The organism is Curtobacterium sp. NPDC086286, from assembly GCF_044746255.1.
Taxonomy (GTDB): Bacteria; Actinomycetota; Actinomycetes; order Actinomycetales; family Microbacteriaceae; genus Curtobacterium.
In genome coordinates this window covers 4,530-22,945 of record NZ_JBIVBW010000004.1, presented here as the reverse complement: position 1 = coordinate 22,945, position 18,416 = coordinate 4,530, and the positions used below count along the sequence as shown (strand labels likewise).

The following is an 18,416-nucleotide window of genomic DNA, read 5'->3' as shown; positions in this document are numbered from 1 at the left end:
GGGGGGGGTGGGCGGTGGGGGCGGGGCGGCCCCCCCTCCACCCCGGGGGGGCGCCCCCCGGGGGGGCCCCCCCCCCCCCGCGGGGCGGGGGGGGGGGGGCCCCGGGGCCCCCCCCCCCCCCAGCCCGTCGACGGGTCGCGCCCGTCGACGGGTCGCGCCCGTCGACGGGTCGCGCCCGTCGGCGGTGCGGGTCACGCGAGCTCGATGAGCTCCGCGTAGTCCTTGTTCCAGTGGTCCTCGGTGCCGTCCGGCAGGAGCAGCACCCGCTCGGGGTTGAGCGCCTCGACCGCACCGGCGTCGTGCGACACCAGCACCACGGCACCCTCGTAGCCGGCCAGCGCGCCGAGGATCTCCTCGCGCGAGGCCGGATCGAGGTTGTTCGTCGGCTCGTCGAGCAGCAGCACGTTCGCGCCCGACACGACGATCATCGCGAGCGAGAGCCGCGTCTTCTCACCACCGGAGAGGACACCGGCCTTCTTGTAGCCGTCGTCGCCCGTGAACAGGAACGAGCCGAGGACCCGTCGCGCCTCGGTCTCGTTGAGGTCGTTCGACGCGGACACCATGTTCTCGATCACGGTGCGGTTCACGTCGATGTTCTCGTGCTCCTGCGCGTAGTACCCGATCCGCAGGCCGTGTCCGGGCAGGATCTCCCCCGTGTCCGGCTGGTCGGCGCCCGCGAGGATGCGCAGCAACGTCGTCTTGCCGGCACCGTTGAACCCGAGGATCACGACGCGCGAGCCCCGGTCGATGGCGAGGTCCACGCCGGCGAAGATCTCGAGCGACCCGTAGGACTTCGACAGCCCCTCGGCCATCAGCGGGGTGCGGCCACAGGGCGTCGGGGTCGGGAAGCGCAGCTTCGCGACGCGGTCGACGGCGCGCTCGTCCTCGAGCCCGGCGAGGAGCTTCTCCGCACGCGCGACCATCTGGTGCGCCGCTGCGGCCTTCGTGGCCTTCGCACCGAAGCGGGCGGCCTGGTCCTTGAGCGTGGCGGCCTTCTTCTCGGCGTTCGCGCGCTCCTTGCGGCGGCGCTCCTCGTCGGCGGCACGCTGCCGCTGGTAGAGCTTCCACCCCATGTTGTAGACGTCGATCGACTGGCGGTTGGCGTCGAGGTAGAAGACGCGGTTGACGACCTCGTCCACGAGCTCGACGTCGTGGGAGATGACGATCACACCGCCCGGGTACGTCTTGAGGTGTTCGCGCAGCCAGATGATCGAGTCGGCGTCGAGGTGGTTCGTCGGCTCGTCGAGGATCATCGTCTCGGCGTCCGAGAACAGGATCCGGGCGAGCTCGATGCGACGGCGCTGACCACCCGACAGCGTCTTGAGCTGCTGGTCGAGGATGCGGTCCGGCAGCTTGAGGTTCGACGCGATCGACGCCGCCTCGGCCTCGGCCGCGTAGCCGCCGAGCGCGTTGAACTGGTCGTCCAGCCGGCTGTACCGCCGCATGGCCTTCTCGGCGACGGCGGTGTCCGTGCTGGCCATGTCCAGCGTTGCCTGGCGGATGCCCTCGACGAGCTCGCCGAGCCCACGGGCGTCGAGGATGCGCTTGCGGGCGGTGTCCTCCGGGTTGCCGGAGCGGGGGTCCTGCGGCAGGTACCCGATCTCGCCGGAGCGGTCGATCTTGCCCCCGGTCGGCTGGGTCTCACCCGCCAGGGCCTTGGTCATCGTGGTCTTCCCCGCGCCGTTCCGGCCGACGAGGCCGATCTTGTCGCCCTTCTCGACGCGGAAGGACACGTTCTCCATCAGGAGGCGAGCCCCGACGCGGATCTCGAGGTCGTGCACGGCAAGCACAGCAGACGTCCAATCAGTTGGTGGATGTGCACAACGGTGTGTGCGGGAGGTGCACCGCTACGCTGACGGGACCGATGGTCCCGAACGGGACCAGCAGTCCATTCTAGGAGAATCCATGACGAACGCCACCGGGTTCGCTCGCCGCGCAGTCCTCGCCGACCGTCTGCGCACCCACGGCCTGGCCACGAACGCCGCCCTGGTCGCCGGCGGAGCACTCTTCACCGCCGCCATGGCGCAGGTCGAGGTGCCGATGTGGCCGGTGCCGATCACGGGCCAGACCCTGGCGGTCGTGCTCGTCGGTGCCACCCTCGGTGCCCGCCGCGGCATGCTGTCGCTGCTCGTCTACGCGGTCGCCGGACTCGCCGGTGCGCCGTTCTTCGCCGACTTCACGGGTGGCCTCGGCGCCCTCGCCGTGCCGAGCTTCGGCTACGTCATCGGCTTCATCCCCGCCGCCGGCGTCATCGGCTGGCTCGCCCGCCGCGACTGGGACCGCCACGTGGGCCGTGCCGCGGTGGCGATGCTCGTCGCCAGCGCGATCCCGTTCGTCACCGGTCTCCCCTACCTGGCCGTCGTGCTCGGACAGCTCGGCGCGCCGAACGATCTGCAGTCGGTCCTCGCGGCCGGGCTCTACCCGTTCATCGTGGGTGGCATCGCGAAGGCCCTCATCGCCGCGGGCATCGTGCCGCTGGCGTGGAAGGTCCTCGGCCGCCGCTGAGTCCCGTCGCAGAAGGGCCCCGCACCGGACGGTGCGGGGCCCGTCTGCGTGCGCGGGGGCGGGGGGCGGCGGCGGGCGGTCGCCGAGGTCGCACGACACGCCGTGCGCGGTCCGCCGAGGTCGCACGACACGCCGCTGGCGCGCGTCGCGGGCGACAGGTTGCGTGACCTCGGCGTCGCGCCCCGCGCGGGTCGCCAGCACAGACGGACGGGAGGCGCGGTGCCAGCCGGCACCGCGCCTCCCGTCCGTCAGGGGGTCGCGACTAGATCGAGAACCCGAGCGCGCGCATCATCTCGCGCCCGTCGTCGGTGATCCGCTCCGGGCCCCACGGCGGCATCCAGACCCAGTTGATCCGGAACGCGTCGACGATGCCGTCCAGCGCGTTCGCCGTGTCGCCCTCGATGACGTCCGTCAGGGGGCAGCCCGCGCTCGTCAGGGTCATGCTGATCACGAGCGCGGTCGCCTCGTCGTCCCAGGCGAGGTCGTAGATGAGCCCGAGGTCGACGATGTTCACGCCGAGTTCCGGGTCCTGGACCTCCTTGAGGCCCTCGACGACCTCGTCGAACTTCTCCGGTGCGAGTGCGGTGATCATCAGTTCCCCGCCGCAGCGGCTGCGGCCTGCACGTAGCGGTCGTAGCCCTCGTTCTCGAGGCGCTCCGCGAGCTCGGGGCCACCCTGCTCGGCGACCTTGCCCGCGACGAACACGTGCACGAAGTCCGGCTTGATGTAGCGGAGGATGCGCGTGTAGTGGGTGATGAGCAGCACGCCGAGCCCGGTCGCGGCCTTGGCACGGTTGACGCCCTCGGACACGATCTTCAGCGCGTCGACGTCGAGGCCGGAGTCGGTCTCGTCGAGCACGGCGAACTTCGGCTTGAGGAGCTCGAGCTGCATGATCTCGTGGCGCTTCTTCTCGCCACCGGAGAAGCCCTCGTTGACGTTGCGCTCGGCGAAGGCCGAGTCCATCTTGAGGTCGGCCATCGACTGGCGGAGGTCCTTGACCCAACTGCGGAGCGCCGGGGCCTCGCCGTCGATCGCGGTCTTGGCGGTGCGGAGGAAGTTCGACACCGTCACGCCGGGGATCTCCACCGGGTACTGCATGGCGAGGAACATGCCGGCACGGGCACGCTCGTCGACGCTCATCGCGAGGACGTCCTCGCCGTCGAGCGTGATCGAGCCACCGACGACGTTGTACCGGGGGTGGCCGGCGATCGTGTAGGCGAGGGTGGACTTGCCCGAGCCGTTCGGCCCCATGATCGCGTGGATCTCGCCCTCGTTGATGGTGAGGTCGACGCCCTTGAGGATCTCCTTGACACCCTGGTCGGTGTCGATCGAGACCTGCAGGTCGCGGATTTCGAGAGTGGACATTGCGTTCCTTCGGTTGCAGCTGGTGTGCGGCGTCAGCCGCGGGAAGTGAGTGGAGGCCGGTGACGGCCGGGTCGGAGCGGTCTCAGTCGACCGGGACGGGGTCGTGCACGTCGACGTAGACCTCGCCGTCGCGGACCTCGACGCGGAAGACCGGGACGGGTTCGTACGCCGGGAAGTTCTGCGGCTTGCCGGTGGCCAGCGAGAAGCGGGACCCGTGGGCCCAGCACTCGAGCGTGTCGCCCTCGACGAACCCCTCCGCCAGGGAGATGTCCCCGTGGGTGCAGGTGTCGCCGATCGCGTGCACGGTGCCGGCGGAGTCCTTGACGATGGCGACCGCGGTGCCGTCGACCACGGCGCGCATCGGGCTGTCCACCTGGATGTCCGCCTCGGCACAGACCTTCGTCGACATCAGGCGGAGGCCTCCGGTGCGGCCTCGGCGATGACCGAGCGCCCCTCGGCGAGCTCCTGCTCGACCGCGGCGATGAGGCGTTCCTCGAGCTCGGGCGCACCGATCTTCTGGATGACCTCGACGAGGAAGCCGAGCACGACGAGACGACGTGCCTCTTCCTCGGGGATGCCGCGGGACTGCAGGTAGAACAGCTGCTCGTCGTCGAAGCGGCCGGTCGCACTCGCGTGGCCGGCGCCCTCGATGTTGCCCGTCTCGATCTCGAGGTTCGGGATGCTGTCCGCGCGCGTGCCGTCGGTGAGGACGAGGTTGCGGTTCTGCTCGTACGAGTCCGTGCCGTCGCCGGCGCGCCCGATGAGCACGTCGCCGATCCAGACCGTGTGCGCGCCCTGGCCCTGCAGCGCGCCCTTGTAGTTGACCCGACCGCGCGTGTTGGGCGCGTCGTGGTTCACGTAGACCTGCTGCTCGATGTACTGACCGGCGTCGGCGAAGTACACGCCGTACATCTCGGTGTCGGCACCCTGCGCACCGAGGTGCGTCGAGGGGTTGACCCGGATGACGTCGCCGCCGAGCGAGACCACGACGTGCTTGAGGAAGGCGTCGCGGCCGACCTCGGCGAAGTGGGTCGACACGTGCACCGCGTCGTCGTCCCAGTCCTGCAGGCTGACGACGGTCAGGCGGGCGCCGTCGCGGACGACGATCTCGACGTTCTCGCTGAGGAGCGCCGATCCACGGTTGTCGAGCACGACGATGCCCTGCGCGTGCGCCTCGGCCGTGATGACCGTGTGCGCGGCGCGGGGCTGCGTGCCGAAGTCGGAGCGCGTGATCGTGATGAACTCGTGCGCCTCGGTCGCCTTGACCGTGACGGCCAGGACCGCGTCGCGAGCGGTCCAGGCGGCTGCGGCGGCGCGGTCCTCGGGCAGGCCGGCGGTGCCGACGCGGGGGTCGTCGCTGCGACCCCACTCGACGTCGGCGCCGTCGGACTGGCGGGCGAGGAACGGGTAGGCGGATCCGTCGAGGCCACCGTCGAGCAGGGGCTGGAGCTTCGCGAGGGGCGCGAACTTCCAGTTCACCTCTCGCCCGGTGACGGTCGGGAACGCGTCGACGTCACCGGACTGGAACCGCTCGGAGCGGGTCTGCACCGGGATCGTCTTGTCGGGCGCGTCCCAGCCGCCGTCGGAGTGTGCTCCGGCGCCGTGCTGCGTGGTCGCCGCGGGCTCGATCGGCTGGTCGATGTGGGGAGGGGTGGTGCTGGACATCTAGCCGACGGATCCTTCCATGCTCATCTCGATGAGCTTGTTGAGTTCGAGTGCGTACTCCATCGGGAGCTCGCGGGCGATCGGCTCGATGAAGCCGCGGACGATCATCGCCATCGCCTCGTCCTCGGGCATGCCGCGCGACATGAGGTAGAACAGCTGCTCCTCGCTCACGCGGGAGACCGTGGCCTCGTGCCCGAGCTGGACGTCGTCGACGCGGATGTCGATCGCCGGGTAGGTGTCCGACCGGCTGATGGTGTCCACCAGCAGCGCGTCGCACCGCACGGTGTTCGCCGCGTGGTGGGCTGCCGGGTCGACCCGGACCTCACCGCGGTACCCCGCGCGACCGCCGCCACGGGCGATCGACTTCGAGACGATCGAGGACGTCGTGTACGGAGCCATGTGGATCATCTTCGCGCCGGCGTCCTGGTGCTGGCCGGGGCCGGCGAAGGCGACGGAGAGCGTCTCGCCCTTGGCGTGCTCACCCGCGAGGTAGATCGAGGGGTACTTCATCGTCACCTTGGAGCCGATGTTGCCGTCGATCCACTCCATCGTGGCGCCCTCGTGCGCGATCGCACGCTTGGTGACGAGGTTGTAGACGTTGTTCGACCAGTTCTGGATCGTCGTGTAGCGCACGCGGGCGTTCTTCTTCACGATGATCTCGACGACGGCCGAGTGCAGCGAGTCCGACTTGTAGATCGGGGCGGTGCAGCCCTCGATGTAGTGGACGTAGGAGTCCTCGTCCGCGATGATCAGCGTCCGCTCGAACTGGCCCATGTTCTCGGTGTTGATTCGGAAGTAGGCCTGCAGCGGGATCTCGACGTGCACGCCCTTCGGGACGTAGACGAACGAGCCGCCGGACCACACGGCCGTGTTCAGCGCGGCGAACTTGTTGTCGCCGGCCGGGATCACGGTGCCGAAGTACTCCTCGAAGATCTCGGGGTGCTCGCGGAGCGCCGTGTCGGTGTCCATGAAGATGACACCCTGCTGCTCCAGGTCCTCGCGGATCTGGTGGTACACGACCTCGGACTCGTACTGCGCGGCGACGCCGGCGACGAGGCGCTGGCGCTCGGCCTCGGGGATGCCGAGCTTCTCGTAGGTCGCACGGATGTCCTCGGGGAGGTCTTCCCACGACTGCGCCTGCTTCTCGGTGGAGCGCACGAAGTACTTGATGTTGTCGAAGTCGATGCCCGTCAGGTCGGCACCCCACGTCGGCATCGGCTTGCGGCCGAAGAGCTGCAGGCCCTTGAGCCGGTTCTTGAGCATCCACTCGGGCTCGGACTTGAGGTTCGAGATGTCGGTCACGACCTCTTCCGAGATGCCGCGGCGAGCAGAGGCGCCGGCCGAGTCGGAGTCGGACCAGCCGAACTCGTATTGGCCGAGCCCTTCGAGCTCGGGACGGTCGATGAGCACGTCGGACATGGTCTCCTCGTTTCCTTCTCGCGGCAGCGTCTTCGGGTGTCAACCCGTGGCGTCTGGACGCCATTCCACCGCAGACCCCCGACACGCTCGTCGCGCGCACGGTGGACACGGTGTTGCTCCCTCGCAACGTCGATGGTTCCACACAGCCCTGAGTGTCGACGTCCGGGGTGTGAACGGCGATCTCGGACCATTCGGAGCCGGCGCCTGCCTAGACTTGACTGCTGCTGAACCCTCGAATCCTACAGGTTCGCTGCACGGAACAACAGGAAGGCACCACGCTCGTGACTCGCGTCGCATCCCCCGTCGACCAGGACGTCCGCCGTGCGCGGTGGTGGTCGCTCCCCCGTGTCGTCGACCAGCGTGTCGTCGTCCTCGCCTGGGCGTCGTTCGTCGTCGAGGTGATCCTGATCGGCACGGGCGGCCTCGTCCGCCTCACCGCATCGGGTCTCGGGTGCCCGACCTGGCCGAAGTGCACGGCGGACTCCCTCGTCTCGACGCCCGAGATGGGCATCCACGGCGTCATCGAGTTCGGCAACCGACTGCTCACCTTCGTGCTCGTCGTCGTCGCGATCGCCATGTTCCTGCTCGTCGTCCGGATGCGCCGCACGCGCCCCGAACTGTTCTGGCTCGCGTTCGCCCAGGGCGCAGCGATCCCGGTGCAGGCCGTGATCGGCGGCATGAGCGTCTGGACCAACCTCAACCCGTTCGTCGTCGGGCTGCACTTCGTCGTCTCCGCCGCGCTCACGGCGGTCACCGCCGCACTCGTCTACCGCGCCATGCGTGGTCCGCGCACCGCCGAGCGGCTCGTCCCCGGCTGGTACACGGGCGTCGTGCGCGGCACCATCGCCGCGGTCGTCGTCACCGTGCTCGTCGGCATCCTCACCACCGGCAGCGGCCCGCACGCCGGCGCCGACGAGGCGGTCGACGGCGGACGACTGCACCGCACGGGCTTCGACCCCGCCGTGATGGAGCACCTGCACGCGATCCCCGCCTACGTGCTGTTCGCCCTGACCCTCGTCCTCGTGGTCGGCGCGGTCCGCCTGCGCCTGTCGAGCAAGTGGGCGCTGCTGCTCCTGGTGGTCGAGTTCGTCCAGATCGCCGTCGGGCTCACCCAGGCGCGCACGGGACTGCCGGTCGGTCTGGTGGGGACGCACATGGTCCTCGCGGGCCTGCTCGTCGGTGCCACCACGGTCGTGACGCTCTCCACGCGCGGCACGGCCGGTCGCCAAGCAGTCCGCGAGCCGATCGCGGGCTGACGCGCAGCGCACCGCGCGCGGTCCCCGACACCCCACCAGTCGATCGGCTCGTGGGGTGTCGTTCGTCGTGCGGAACGCGACCAGCTGACGGACTGGAGGCGCGGTTCGGGCCCGCCACGCGCCTCCAGGCCGGTGGGTGGTCGCGCCCGGCGCCTCCTGCGGACCCGAAACGACCATCCCGACGTCGTACGACGACGGCCTCGTCGCACGCCATCGCGTTCAACAACCCGCGTCCGCAACGAACGACATCGTCGCTGTCGTACGACAGCGACGATGTCGCACGGGGTCCGCAGCCGAGACGGCCGCGCACGCGGCCGCGCGGCAGCGCTAGAAGGTGAAGACCTGCGGCAGCAGCGGGTCGATGCCCACGGCAATGAACAGCAGCGTCAGGTACGTGATCGAGCTGTGGAAGACGCGCATCGGCTGCACGTGCTCCACGTGCTGGATCGCCCGCGAGTAGAGCCGGTGCGACTCGACGACGAACCAGATGCCGCCGGCCAGCGCGACCACCGTGTAGAGCGGCCCCATGTGCGCGACCGGGATGAGCAGCAGCGAGCAGACGAGCGTCGCCCACGCGTACAGGACGACCTGCAGACCGACCACCGTGCGACCGCGGACGACCGCGAGCATCGGCACGTCTGCGGCGTCGTAGTCGTCGCGATACTTCATCGACAGCGGCCAGTAGTGCGGCGGCGTCCAGAGGAAGATCACCATGAAGAGGATGACCGGCGCCCAGGTCAGCGACCCGGTGACGCCCGCCCAGCCGATCAGCACGGGCATGCAGCCGGCCGAACCGCCCCAGACGATGTTCTGCGGGGTGCGGCGCTTGAGCCACAGCGTGTAGACGAAGACGTAGATGAGGATCGCGATGACGCTCAGGGCGGCCGCGAGCCAGTTCACCAGGAACCCGAGGACCGCGGTCGATGCGACGCCGAGCACCCACGAGAAGACGAGTGCCTCACGGTCGGAGAGCTCACCGGTCACGAGCGGCCGGGTGCTCGTGCGCTTCATGAGCCGGTCGATGTCACGGTCGATGTAGCAGTTGAAGGCCGAGGCTGACCCGGCCGACATCGCGCCACCGAGCATCGTCCAGAAGACGAGCCACAGGTCCGGCACCCCGCGCTCGGCGAGGAACATCGTCGGTGCCGTCGTGACGAGCAGCAGCTCCATGACCCGCGGCTTCGTCAGCGAGACGTAGGCACGCACCTTGCGCGACAGCGTCGAGCGGGGTCGATCGGTGTCGGGCCGGGTCACGGTGGCAGTCGGCAAGGGAACCTCAGTCTGTTCGCGTCAGCTCACACGCTCGGTGGACGGCTCCGTCGTCGTCGGGGCGTGCGTCGACCCGGAATGCGCACGGGTCCCCGACAGTTTACGTGATGGAGGCGCCGCGATGATGCCCCGCCCCGCCATCCGGACCGAAGTCACCCACCGACACGCCCGGCCAACGGCGGGTCCCCGCGACGACGAGTGAACAACCGGCGTCACCTGAACCCCTTCTGAGTGCATGGTCACTATGCTGGAGTCGCCCTCCCGCAGTGCGTGCCCCGATGACGTCGGCCGCGAAGAGCCGGTCGGCCGCCGCAAGACGGCGACCCGACGAAGGCCCCGGGATGGCGATCATGTCCGTGCGATGGCACGAGCCCTCGCACATGTCGCATCAAGAAGGGTCAACATCCAAGTGGCTGAATTCACCTGGGACGCCATCGACAGGAAGGCCGTCGACACGGCCCGCGTACTCGCCGCCGACTCGGTCGAGGCCGCCGGCAACGGTCACCCCGGCACCGCGATGAGCCTCGCGCCGGTCGCCCACCTGCTCTTCCAGAAGGTGATGCGTCGCGACCCCAGCGACTCCACCTGGATCGGCCGCGACCGCTTCATCCTCTCCGCCGGTCACGCCTCGATCCTCCAGTACGTGCAGTTCTACCTGCACGGCTACGGCCTCGAGCTCGAGGACCTCCAGCACCTCCGCAAGTGGGGCTCGAAGACCCCGGGTCACCCGGAGTACGGCCACACCGACGGCGTCGAGATCACCACCGGCCCGCTCGGCCAGGGCCTCGCCTCGGCCGTGGGCTTCGGCTACGCGCAGCGCTTCGAGCGCGGCCTCTTCGACCCGGAGACCGCCGACGGCGAGTCGCCGTTCGACCACTTCACCTACGTGATCGCCGGTGACGGCGACATGCAGGAAGGCGTCACGAACGAGGCCGCGAGCCTCGCCGGCCGCCAGCAGCTCGGTCGTCTGGTCGTCTTCTACGACTCGAACCAGATCTCGATCGAGGACGACACCGACATCTCCTTCTCGGAGAGCGTCCCGGACCGCTACGAGGCGCTCGGCTGGCACGTCCAGACCGTCGACTGGAAGAAGACGGGCGAGTACTCGGAAGACGTCGAGTCCCTCTTCGCCGCGGTCGAGGCCGCCAAGGCCGTCACCGACAAGCCGTCGCTCATCGTCCTCAAGACGATCATCGGCTGGCCGTCGCCGACCAAGCAGAACTCCGGCAAGATCCACGGCTCCGCCCTCGGTGGCGAGGAGCTCAAGGGCCTCAAGGAGGTCCTCGGCTTCGACCCCGAGCAGACCTTCCACGTCGACCCCGAGGTGCTCGAGTACACCCGCGGTGCCGTCGCCAAGGGCCAGGCGCAGCACGCCGAGTGGCAGAAGACCTTCGACGCGTGGGCCGCGGCCAACCCCGAGAAGAAGACGCTCCTCGACCGCATCAACGCCGGCGAGCTCCCCGAGGGCCTCGAAGAAGCCCTCCCGGTCTTCCCGACCGAGAAGGCCGTCTCCACCCGTGCCGCGTCCGGCAAGGTCATCAACGCCATCGCACCGCTCATGCCCGAGTTCTGGGGCGGTTCGGCCGACCTCGCCGAGTCGAACCTGACCACGATCGAGGGCGCCAAGTCCTTCGGTCCGGTCGAGGCCTCGACCAAGGCGTGGAGCACCGACCCGTACGGCCGCGTGCTGCACTTCGGCATCCGCGAGCACGCGATGGGCTCGATCCTGTCGGGCATCGTCCTGCACGGGAACACCCGCCCCTTCGGCGGCACGTTCCTCATCTTCAGCGACTACATGCGTCCGGCGGTCCGTCTCGCCGCGCTCATGCAGGCGCCGGCGATCTACGTCTGGACGCACGACTCCGTCGCCCTCGGTGAGGACGGCCCGACGCACCAGCCGATCGAGCAGCTCAGCGCCCTCCGCGCAATCCCGGGTCTGGACGTCGTCCGCCCGGCCGACGCCAACGAGGTCGCCTACGCCTGGCTCGAGATGCTCAAGCACAAGGACCGCCCGGCCGGCATCGCGCTGAGCCGTCAGAACCTCCCCGTCTTCGAGCGTGGCGAGGGCGACGCCTCCGGTGAGGTCTTCGCCTCGGCGAAGAACGTCGCCAAGGGCGCGTACATCCTGGCCGAGGCGCCGAACGGCACCCCCGACGTGATCCTCATCGCGACCGGTTCCGAGGTCCAGATCGCCGTCGAGGCACGTGAGCAGCTCAAGGGCGAGGGCATCAACGCCCGCGTCGTGAGCGCCCCGTCGCTCGAGTGGTTCCGCGCCCAGTCCGAGAACTACCAGGACCAGGTGCTGCCGAAGAACGTCACCGCACGCGTCTCGGTCGAGGCCGGGATCGCCATGAGCTGGCGCGACATCATCGGCGACAAGGGCCGCAGCGTCTCGATCGAGCACTTCGGTGCCTCGGCCGACTACCAGACGCTGTTCAAGGAGTTCGGCTTCACGACGGAGCACGTCGTGGCCGCCGCGAAGGAATCCCTCGCGGCTTCCTGACCCCCCGAGGGCCGGGTCCGGTTCGCCGGATCCGGCCCTTCTTCCGGGAGGCGCGGCTCGGCCCCGCCACGCGCCTCCCGGTCCCCCAGACCCCGGCCACCAGGCCGATGAAGGAAAGAAGAGAAACACATGGCTGAGAACACCCCCACCGCCGCGCTCTCCGCGGTCGGCGTGAGCATCTGGCTCGACGACCTGTCCCGCGAGCTCCTCGAGACCGGCAAGCTCGAGTCCCTCATCGCCGAGAAGAACGTCGTCGGCGTCACGACGAACCCGACGATCTTCGCCTCGGCCCTCGCCAAGGGCGAGCGCTACGACGCACAGGTCAAGGAGCTGGCCGCCGCCGGCACCGAGGTCACCGACGCGATCTTCGAGATCACCACGCAGGACGTCGCCAACGCGTCCGACGTCTTCAAGCCGATCTACGACTCGACCAAGGGCTTCGACGGCCGCGTGTCGATCGAGGTCGAGCCGGGCCTCGCGCACGAGACCCAGAAGACCATCGAGCAGGCCAAGTTCCTGTTCGACAAGGTCGGCAAGGAGAACGTCCTCATCAAGATCCCGGCTACGGTCGAGGGCCTCGAGGCCATCACCGAGGTCATCGCCGCCGGCATCTCGGTCAACGTCACCCTGATCTTCTCGCTCGAGCGCTACCGCGCCGTCATCGACGCCTACCTCGGTGGCCTCGAGAAGGCCAAGGCCGCCGGCCACGACCTCTCGAAGATCCACTCGGTCGCGTCCTTCTTCGTGTCGCGCGTCGACTCCGAGATCGACAAGCGTCTCGACGCCGTCGGCACGGACGAGGCGAAGGCCCTCAAGTCGAAGGCCGGCATCGCCAACGCGCAGCTCGCCTACCAGGTCTGGACCGAGGCGTTCGCCTCCGAGCGCGCCCTCGGCCTGCTCGAGGCCGGTGCGAACACCCAGCGTCCGCTCTGGGCCTCGACCGGTGTCAAGGACCCGTCGCTCCCCGACACGCTCTACGTGACCGAGCTGGCCGCGCCGAGCACCGTCAACACCATGCCGGGCAAGACGCTCGACGCCACGTTCGACCACGGCGAGATCCACGGCGACGCCATCGCCGGGTCGTTCGACGCCGCGCAGCAGGTCCTCGACCAGCTCGCCGCCCAGGGCATCGACTACGACGACGTCGTGGCGCTGCTCGAGAAGGAGGGCGTCGACAAGTTCAACGTCTCGTGGGGCGAGCTCGTCGACACCGTCAAGAACGCACTCGAGGGCGCCAAGTAGTGACGGTTTCCATCGCCGCCAGCGGTGACGCGGCGCGGGCCATCGACCAGGTGGTCCCGCGTCTCGTCACCGATCTGGTGGCGTCGGGCATCACCGCCCAGGACCCCGAGCTCTGGGGTCCCGACGCCGAGGCCGAGGCGTCGAAGCGCCTCGGCTGGGTAGAGGCCGTCTCGGTCTCCCGCCCGCTCGTCGCCGAGGTCACGGCGCTGCGCGAGTCGCTCCTCGCCGAGGGGGTCGACCACGTCGTCCTCGCCGGTATGGGCGGCTCGTCGCTCGCGCCCGAGGTCATCACCCGGACCGCCGGCGTGCCGCTCACGGTCCTCGACTCCACCGACCCGGCGCAGGTCCGCGCCGCCGTGGAGCACCAGCTGGACCGCACCGTGCTCGTCGTGTCCTCGAAGTCAGGTTCGACCCTCGAGACCGACTCGCAGCGCCGTGTCTACGAGCAGGCCTTCCGCGACGCCGGCATCGACCCGGCGAAGCGCATCGTCGTCGTCACCGACCCGGGCTCCCCGCTCGAGGCCGTCGCGACGGACGCCGGTTACCGCGTCTTCACCGCCGACCCGAACGTCGGCGGCCGCTACTCCGCACTGACCGCGTTCGGCCTCGTGCCGTCCGGCCTCGCCGGTGCCGACATCGCGGAGCTCCTCGACGAGGCCGACGCCATCTCGGCGCTGCTCTCGGTCGACATCGACGAGAACCCGGGCCTCGTGCTCGGCGCCGTCCTCGGGGGCACCGCGCCCCTCCGCTCCACGATCGGCATCGTCGCGGACGGCACCCACATCGTCGGGTTCGGCGACTGGGCGGAACAGCTGATCGCGGAGTCCACCGGCAAGGACGGCCGCGGCTTGCTGCCGGTCGTGCTCGACGTCGACTCCCCCGAGGTGACCGCTGGACTGCCCGACCTGCAGGTGATCCGACTCGTCGGCTCCCGCGAGGACGAGCGCCACGTCGCCGAGGGCGAGGTCGAGATCACCGGCACGCTCGGCGGCCAGCTCCTCGTTTGGGAGTACGCCGTGGCCGTCGCCGGTCGCCTGCTGGGCATCGACCCGTTCGACCAGCCCGACGTCGAGGCCGCCAAGTCCGCGGCCCGCGCCCTCCTGGACGACCGCCCGGCACCGACCGAACCGGCCTTCACCGAGGACGGCACCACCGTCCACGCGACCGAGGGCCTGGCGGTCGGGACGACGATCGCGGAAGCCGTGTCGCGCCTCCTGGACCACGTCGGCCCCACCGACTACCTGGCCGTGCAGGCGTACGTGGACCGCACCGCGAACCCGGACCTCGAGTCGCTGCGCGACGCCTTCGCGGCGCGCACCGGCCGACCCGTCACGTTCGGCTACGGACCGCGCTTCCTGCACTCGACCGGCCAGTACCACAAGGGCGGCCCGGCGAACGGCGTGTTCCTGCAGATCGTGGCCGACGAGCCCGACGACCTGGCCATCCCCGGTCGTCCGTTCACGTTCGGCCAACTCATCCAGGCCCAGGCCTCCGGCGACGCGAGTGTCCTCGCGCAGCACGGCCGCCCGGTCCTGACCCTCACGACGACGGACGTCGCAGCTGCCACCGCAGCACTGACGGCCGCCGTCACCCTCTGACTCTCGAAGGAGTTCACCGACTCATGTCACCGGTGGCAATCACCCCGGAGCACAACCCGCTCCGGCTGCCGACGGATCGTCGACTGAACCGGATCGCGGGACCCAGCACCCTCATCATCTTCGGCGTGACGGGCGACCTGTCCCGCAAGAAGCTGATGCCCGCGGTCTACGACCTGGCGAACCGAGGGCTCCTGCCCCCGGGGTTCGCCCTCGTCGGGTTCGCTCGACGTGACTGGGAGGACCAAGACTTCTCCCAGCTCGTCCACGACGCGGTCCAGGAGCACTCGCGCACCCCGTTCGACGAGGACGTCTGGCGTCAGCTCGAACAGGGCATCCGGTTCGTCCAGGGATCGTTCGACGACCCCGAGGCGTTCCGCGAGCTCAAGCGGACCGTCGACACGCTGGACGCGGAGCGCGGGACGCTCGGCAACCACGCGTTCTACCTGTCCATCCCGCCGAAGATGTTCCCCGTGGTTACCGAGCAGCTCAAGCTGTCCGGGCTGACCGAGAAGCGCGAGGACTCCTGGAGCCGCGTGGTCGTCGAGAAACCCTTCGGCTCCGACCTCCGCACGGCGCGCGAGCTGAACGCGATCGTCGAGAGCGTCTTCGCTCCGGACGACGTGTTCCGCATCGACCACTACCTCGGCAAGGAGACCGTCCAGAACCTCCTGACGCTGCGCTTCGCGAACCAGATGTACGAACCCATCTGGAACTCGAACTACGTGGACCACGTGCAGATCACGATGGCCGAGGACATCGGCGTCGCCGGACGTGCCGCGTACTACGACGGCATCGGTGCGGCGCGCGACGTCATCCAGAACCACCTCCTGCAGCTCCTCGCGCTCACCGCGATGGAAGAACCGGTCTCGTTCAAGGCGGCGGACCTCCGCGCCGAGAAGGAGAAGGTCCTCTCCGCGGTGCGTCTGCCCGAGGACCTCTCGACCGCCACGGCCCGCGGGCAGTACGCCGGCGGTTGGCAGGGCGGCGAGAAGGTGCTCGGCTTCCTCGAGGAAGCCGGCATGGACCCCGAGTCCGGCACCGAGACCTACGCAGCGATCAAGCTCGACATCGCGACCCGTCGCTGGCAGGGCGTCCCGTTCTACCTCCGCGCCGGCAAGCGTCTCGGTCGCCGCGTGACCGAGATCGCGATCGTGTTCAAGCGTGTCCCCGAGGACGTCTACGGCAACTCGCAGTCGCCCCTCGGCCAGAACGCGCTCGTCATCCGTGTGCAGCCGGACGAGGGCGTCACGCTCCGCTTCGGCTCGAAGGTCCCCGGCGTCGGCACGCAGGTGCGCGACGTGACGATGGACTTCGGCTACGGCCACGCGTTCACCGAGGCCTCGCCCGAGGCGTACGAGCGACTCATCCTCGACGTGCTCCTCGGCGACCCGCCCCTGTTCCCCCGTCACCAAGAGGTGGAACTGTCGTGGAAGATCCTCGACCCGATCGAGGAGTTCTGGGCCACGCAGGGCCAGCCCGAGCAGTACCGTCCCGGCACGTGGGGCCCGGCATCCGCCGACGCCCTGCTCGCCCGCGACGGCCGGACCTGGAGGCGTCCATGAAGATCGACCTGCCGAACACCACGGTCTCGAAGATCCAGAAGAAGCTCGTCCACATCCGCGAAGAGGGCGGCGCCGTCGCCCTCGGTCGTGTCCTGACGCTCATCATCTCGACGGCCCTCGGCCACGAGGAAGAGGCGATCGAGGCCGCGAACGAGGCGTCCCGCGAGCACCCGATGCGCGTCATCATCGTGTCGAAGAACGACGGCGACACGAAGTCGCCCGGTCGCCTCGACGCGCAGATCCGCGTCGGCAGCGACGCGGGTGCGAGCGAGGTCATCGTCCTCCGCGCCTACGGCGAGACCGCGACCGACGAGGAGAGCCTGGTCACGGGGCTCCTGCTGCCGGACGCGCCCGTCGTGGCCTGGTGGCCGCAGACCGCCCCGGAGCAGCCCTCGGCGTCGGCCCTGGGTCGCATCGCCCAGCGACGGATCACCGACGCGGCCGCGCAGAAGGACCCGAACGGCGCGATCGAGGCCCTCGGTGCCTCGTACGTGCCGGGCGACACCGACTTCGCGTGGACCCGACTGACCCTGTGGCGGAACCAGCTCGCCGCGGCGCTCGATCAGCCGCCGTACGAGCCGATCACCGCCGTCGAGGTCTCGGGTGCGTACGACAGCCCGTCGACGATCCTGCTCGCCGCCTGGCTGCAGCTGCAACTCGAGGTGCCGGTGGCCGTCGTCACGTCCCCGCGTGCGACCGGGTCGAGCGGCATCCACGGCGTCAAGCTCGTGCGCGAGTCCGGCACCATCGAGCTCGAGCGGTCCCTGGTGGACGTCGCGACGCTCTCGATGCCCGGGCAGCCGACGCACGACCTGTCGCTGCCGCGCCGCAACCTGCGCGACTGCCTGGCCGAGGAACTCCGTAGACTCGACCCGGACGTCCTCTTCGGAGACGTCGTCAAGCACGGGGTCCCCCAGCTGCGCGAGTCCATCGCCGGCTGAGCAAGCCCCACACGACCGGTCGGGCCGGCCGTCGTTCGTCCAGCGCGAGCGGCGGCCGGCCCGGACGGTCGGACCGACGGTGGTCGTACGACCGGTCGACCACCACGAACACGGGAGTCACGTGACCAACGAACGGCGGGTGCTGGTGCACCCGGACAAGCAGGCCCTCGGCGCTTCGGTCGCCGCACGCTTCATCACGAAGATCATCGACGTGCTCGACGAGCAGGAGCGCGCGGACATCGCCATCAGCGGTGGCTCCGTGTCGTCCCTCGTCCTCGCCGCGATCGGCCAGTCGCCGGCGCGTGAGAGCGTCGACTGGTCGAAGGTGCACGTGTGGTGGGTCGACGAGCGCTGGGTGCCCGCGGGCGATGCCGATCGCAACATCACCGGCACGCAGACGGACTTCTTCGACCACGTCGACATCCCGGAGTCGAACATCCACCCGATCGCGGCGTCGGACGCTGGCATCTCGATCGAGGACGCTGCGACCCGCTACGAGCAGGAGCTCCACGCTGCCGCGCCGGACGACGCCATCGCGCCCCGGTTCGACATCACGCTCCTCGGGGTCGGACCCGACGGTCACACCGCGTCGCTCTTCCCGGAGTTCCCGCAGCTCACGGTGACCGACCGCATCGTGCTCCCGGTGGACGACTCCCCCAAGCCGCCGCCGCAGCGCCTGACCCTCACCTACCCGGCGATCAACGCGTCGCAGCGGGTCTGGGTCATCCTGTCGGGTGCCGAGAAGGCCTCGGTCCTCGGGCTGGCGCTCGCGGGTGCCTCGGTCGACGAGGTCCCCGTCGGTGGCGTGCAGGGGCGCAAGCGCACCGTGTTCTTCGTGGACCAGGACGCCGCTCGCGACGTCCCCGAGAACCTCATCGCGTCGACGTACTAGACGCGGGTCCCTGACGGACGGGAGGCGCGGTGCCGGCGGGCACCGCGCCTCCCGTCCGTCCGTGGGTGCGGCCGCCCCGCCCCCCCCCCCCCCCCCCCCCCCCCCCCCCCGCCGCCCCCCCCCCCCCCCGCGCGGCCCCCCCCGCCCCCCCCGGGGCCCCCCCCCCCCCCCCCCCCCCCCCCCCCCCCCCCCCCCACCG

Annotated in this window: 15 protein-coding genes; 8 read left to right on the top strand and 7 right to left on the bottom strand. The window is 70.0% G+C overall.

The window, feature by feature from the left end:
- Nucleotides 1–191: 191 nt before the first annotated feature.
- Nucleotides 192–1,790 carry an ABC-F family ATP-binding cassette domain-containing protein gene (locus ACIPKM_RS08285; RefSeq protein WP_031261586.1) on the bottom strand — a complete coding sequence of 533 codons (1,599 nt, stop codon included), beginning with the start codon at nt 1,788–1,790 and terminating at the stop codon, nt 192–194.
- A gap of 115 nt (nt 1,791–1,905) precedes the next feature.
- On the opposite strand from ACIPKM_RS08285, the gene ACIPKM_RS08280 reads away from it, so the two are divergent.
- Entirely contained in the window at nt 1,906–2,505 is a 600-nt protein-coding gene (locus ACIPKM_RS08280) for a biotin transporter BioY (RefSeq protein WP_070419044.1), read from the top strand.
- Nucleotides 2,506–2,767: 262 nt separating this feature from the next.
- Here the strand turns inward: ACIPKM_RS08280 and ACIPKM_RS08275 are convergent, their stop codons facing one another.
- The 5 genes from ACIPKM_RS08275 to sufB all read right to left on the bottom strand — a co-directional run bounded on the left by ACIPKM_RS08275 (nt 2,768) and on the right by sufB (nt 6,954).
- A complete protein-coding gene (locus tag ACIPKM_RS08275) occupies nt 2,768–3,097 on the bottom strand; it encodes a metal-sulfur cluster assembly factor (RefSeq protein WP_022906025.1) in 330 nt (109 codons plus the stop codon).
- Complete coding sequence (gene sufC / locus ACIPKM_RS08270) at nt 3,097–3,870, bottom strand: Fe-S cluster assembly ATPase SufC (protein ID WP_070419045.1); 774 nt, start codon at nt 3,868–3,870, stop codon at nt 3,097–3,099. The genes ACIPKM_RS08275 and sufC overlap by 1 nt, the downstream gene beginning before the upstream one ends.
- Before the next feature lie 82 nt (nt 3,871–3,952).
- Nucleotides 3,953–4,282, bottom strand: a complete 330-nt coding sequence (locus tag ACIPKM_RS08265; protein ID WP_070419609.1) for a non-heme iron oxygenase ferredoxin subunit — start codon at nt 4,280–4,282, stop codon at nt 3,953–3,955.
- Nucleotides 4,279–5,535 (bottom strand): Fe-S cluster assembly protein SufD, encoded by a 1,257-nt coding sequence (gene sufD, locus ACIPKM_RS08260; protein WP_071296308.1) that lies wholly within the window; start codon nt 5,533–5,535, stop codon nt 4,279–4,281. The genes ACIPKM_RS08265 and sufD overlap by 4 nt, the downstream gene beginning before the upstream one ends.
- Entirely contained in the window at nt 5,536–6,954 is a 1,419-nt protein-coding gene (sufB, locus tag ACIPKM_RS08255) for a Fe-S cluster assembly protein SufB (RefSeq protein WP_070419047.1), read from the bottom strand. It lies immediately after the preceding gene.
- A 281-nt stretch (nt 6,955–7,235) separates the two neighbouring features.
- On the opposite strand from sufB, the gene ACIPKM_RS08250 reads away from it, so the two are divergent.
- Nucleotides 7,236–8,210, top strand: a complete 975-nt coding sequence (locus tag ACIPKM_RS08250) for a heme A synthase (RefSeq protein WP_070419048.1) — start codon at nt 7,236–7,238, stop codon at nt 8,208–8,210.
- 327 nt (nt 8,211–8,537) lie between these two features.
- Here the strand turns inward: ACIPKM_RS08250 and ACIPKM_RS08245 are convergent, their stop codons facing one another.
- Nucleotides 8,538–9,464 (bottom strand): heme o synthase, encoded by a 927-nt coding sequence (locus tag ACIPKM_RS08245; RefSeq protein ID WP_070416200.1) that lies wholly within the window; start codon nt 9,462–9,464, stop codon nt 8,538–8,540.
- A gap of 424 nt (nt 9,465–9,888) precedes the next feature.
- On the opposite strand from ACIPKM_RS08245, the gene tkt reads away from it, so the two are divergent.
- From tkt to pgl, 6 genes are all read left to right on the top strand, one after another.
- Nucleotides 9,889–11,982 carry a transketolase gene (tkt, locus tag ACIPKM_RS08240; RefSeq protein WP_071296307.1) on the top strand — a complete coding sequence of 698 codons (2,094 nt, stop codon included), beginning with the start codon at nt 9,889–9,891 and terminating at the stop codon, nt 11,980–11,982.
- Nucleotides 11,983–12,111: 129 nt separating this feature from the next.
- The gene (gene tal, locus ACIPKM_RS08235) at nt 12,112–13,224 is read left to right on the top strand and encodes a transaldolase (RefSeq protein WP_070416202.1); all 1,113 of its coding nucleotides are present in this window, start codon (nt 12,112–12,114) and stop codon (nt 13,222–13,224) included.
- Nucleotides 13,224–14,822 carry a glucose-6-phosphate isomerase gene (locus ACIPKM_RS08230; RefSeq protein WP_402736541.1) on the top strand — a complete coding sequence of 533 codons (1,599 nt, stop codon included), beginning with the start codon at nt 13,224–13,226 and terminating at the stop codon, nt 14,820–14,822. The genes tal and ACIPKM_RS08230 overlap by 1 nt, the downstream gene beginning before the upstream one ends.
- A gap of 23 nt (nt 14,823–14,845) precedes the next feature.
- The gene (zwf, locus tag ACIPKM_RS08225) at nt 14,846–16,384 is read left to right on the top strand and encodes a glucose-6-phosphate dehydrogenase (RefSeq protein ID WP_071296305.1); all 1,539 of its coding nucleotides are present in this window, start codon (nt 14,846–14,848) and stop codon (nt 16,382–16,384) included.
- Nucleotides 16,381–17,325, top strand: a complete 945-nt coding sequence (locus ACIPKM_RS08220) for a glucose-6-phosphate dehydrogenase assembly protein OpcA (RefSeq protein WP_070416205.1) — start codon at nt 16,381–16,383, stop codon at nt 17,323–17,325. Before zwf ends, ACIPKM_RS08220 begins: the two co-directional genes overlap by 4 nt.
- A 121-nt stretch (nt 17,326–17,446) precedes the next feature.
- The gene (gene pgl / locus ACIPKM_RS08215; protein WP_071296304.1) at nt 17,447–18,217 is read left to right on the top strand and encodes a 6-phosphogluconolactonase; all 771 of its coding nucleotides are present in this window, start codon (nt 17,447–17,449) and stop codon (nt 18,215–18,217) included.
- Nucleotides 18,218–18,416: the final 199 nt, after the last annotated feature.

What these genes read in the sequence shown, in the direction of transcription:
- sufB (WP_070419047.1), bottom strand. Translation starts at nt 6,954, where the DNA reads ATGTCCGACGTGCTCATCGACCGTCCCGAGCTCGAAGGGCTCGGCCAA.
- zwf (WP_071296305.1), top strand. Translation starts at nt 14,846, where the DNA reads ATGTCACCGGTGGCAATCACCCCGGAGCACAACCCGCTCCGGCTGCCG.
- sufD (WP_071296308.1), bottom strand. Translation starts at nt 5,535, where the DNA reads ATGTCCAGCACCACCCCTCCCCACATCGACCAGCCGATCGAGCCCGCG.
- ACIPKM_RS08280 (WP_070419044.1), top strand. Translation starts at nt 1,906, where the DNA reads ATGACGAACGCCACCGGGTTCGCTCGCCGCGCAGTCCTCGCCGACCGT.
- tal (WP_070416202.1), top strand. Translation starts at nt 12,112, where the DNA reads ATGGCTGAGAACACCCCCACCGCCGCGCTCTCCGCGGTCGGCGTGAGC.
- ACIPKM_RS08275 (WP_022906025.1), bottom strand. Translation starts at nt 3,097, where the DNA reads ATGATCACCGCACTCGCACCGGAGAAGTTCGACGAGGTCGTCGAGGGC.
- ACIPKM_RS08220 (WP_070416205.1), top strand. Translation starts at nt 16,381, where the DNA reads ATGAAGATCGACCTGCCGAACACCACGGTCTCGAAGATCCAGAAGAAG.
- sufC (WP_070419045.1), bottom strand. Translation starts at nt 3,870, where the DNA reads ATGTCCACTCTCGAAATCCGCGACCTGCAGGTCTCGATCGACACCGAC.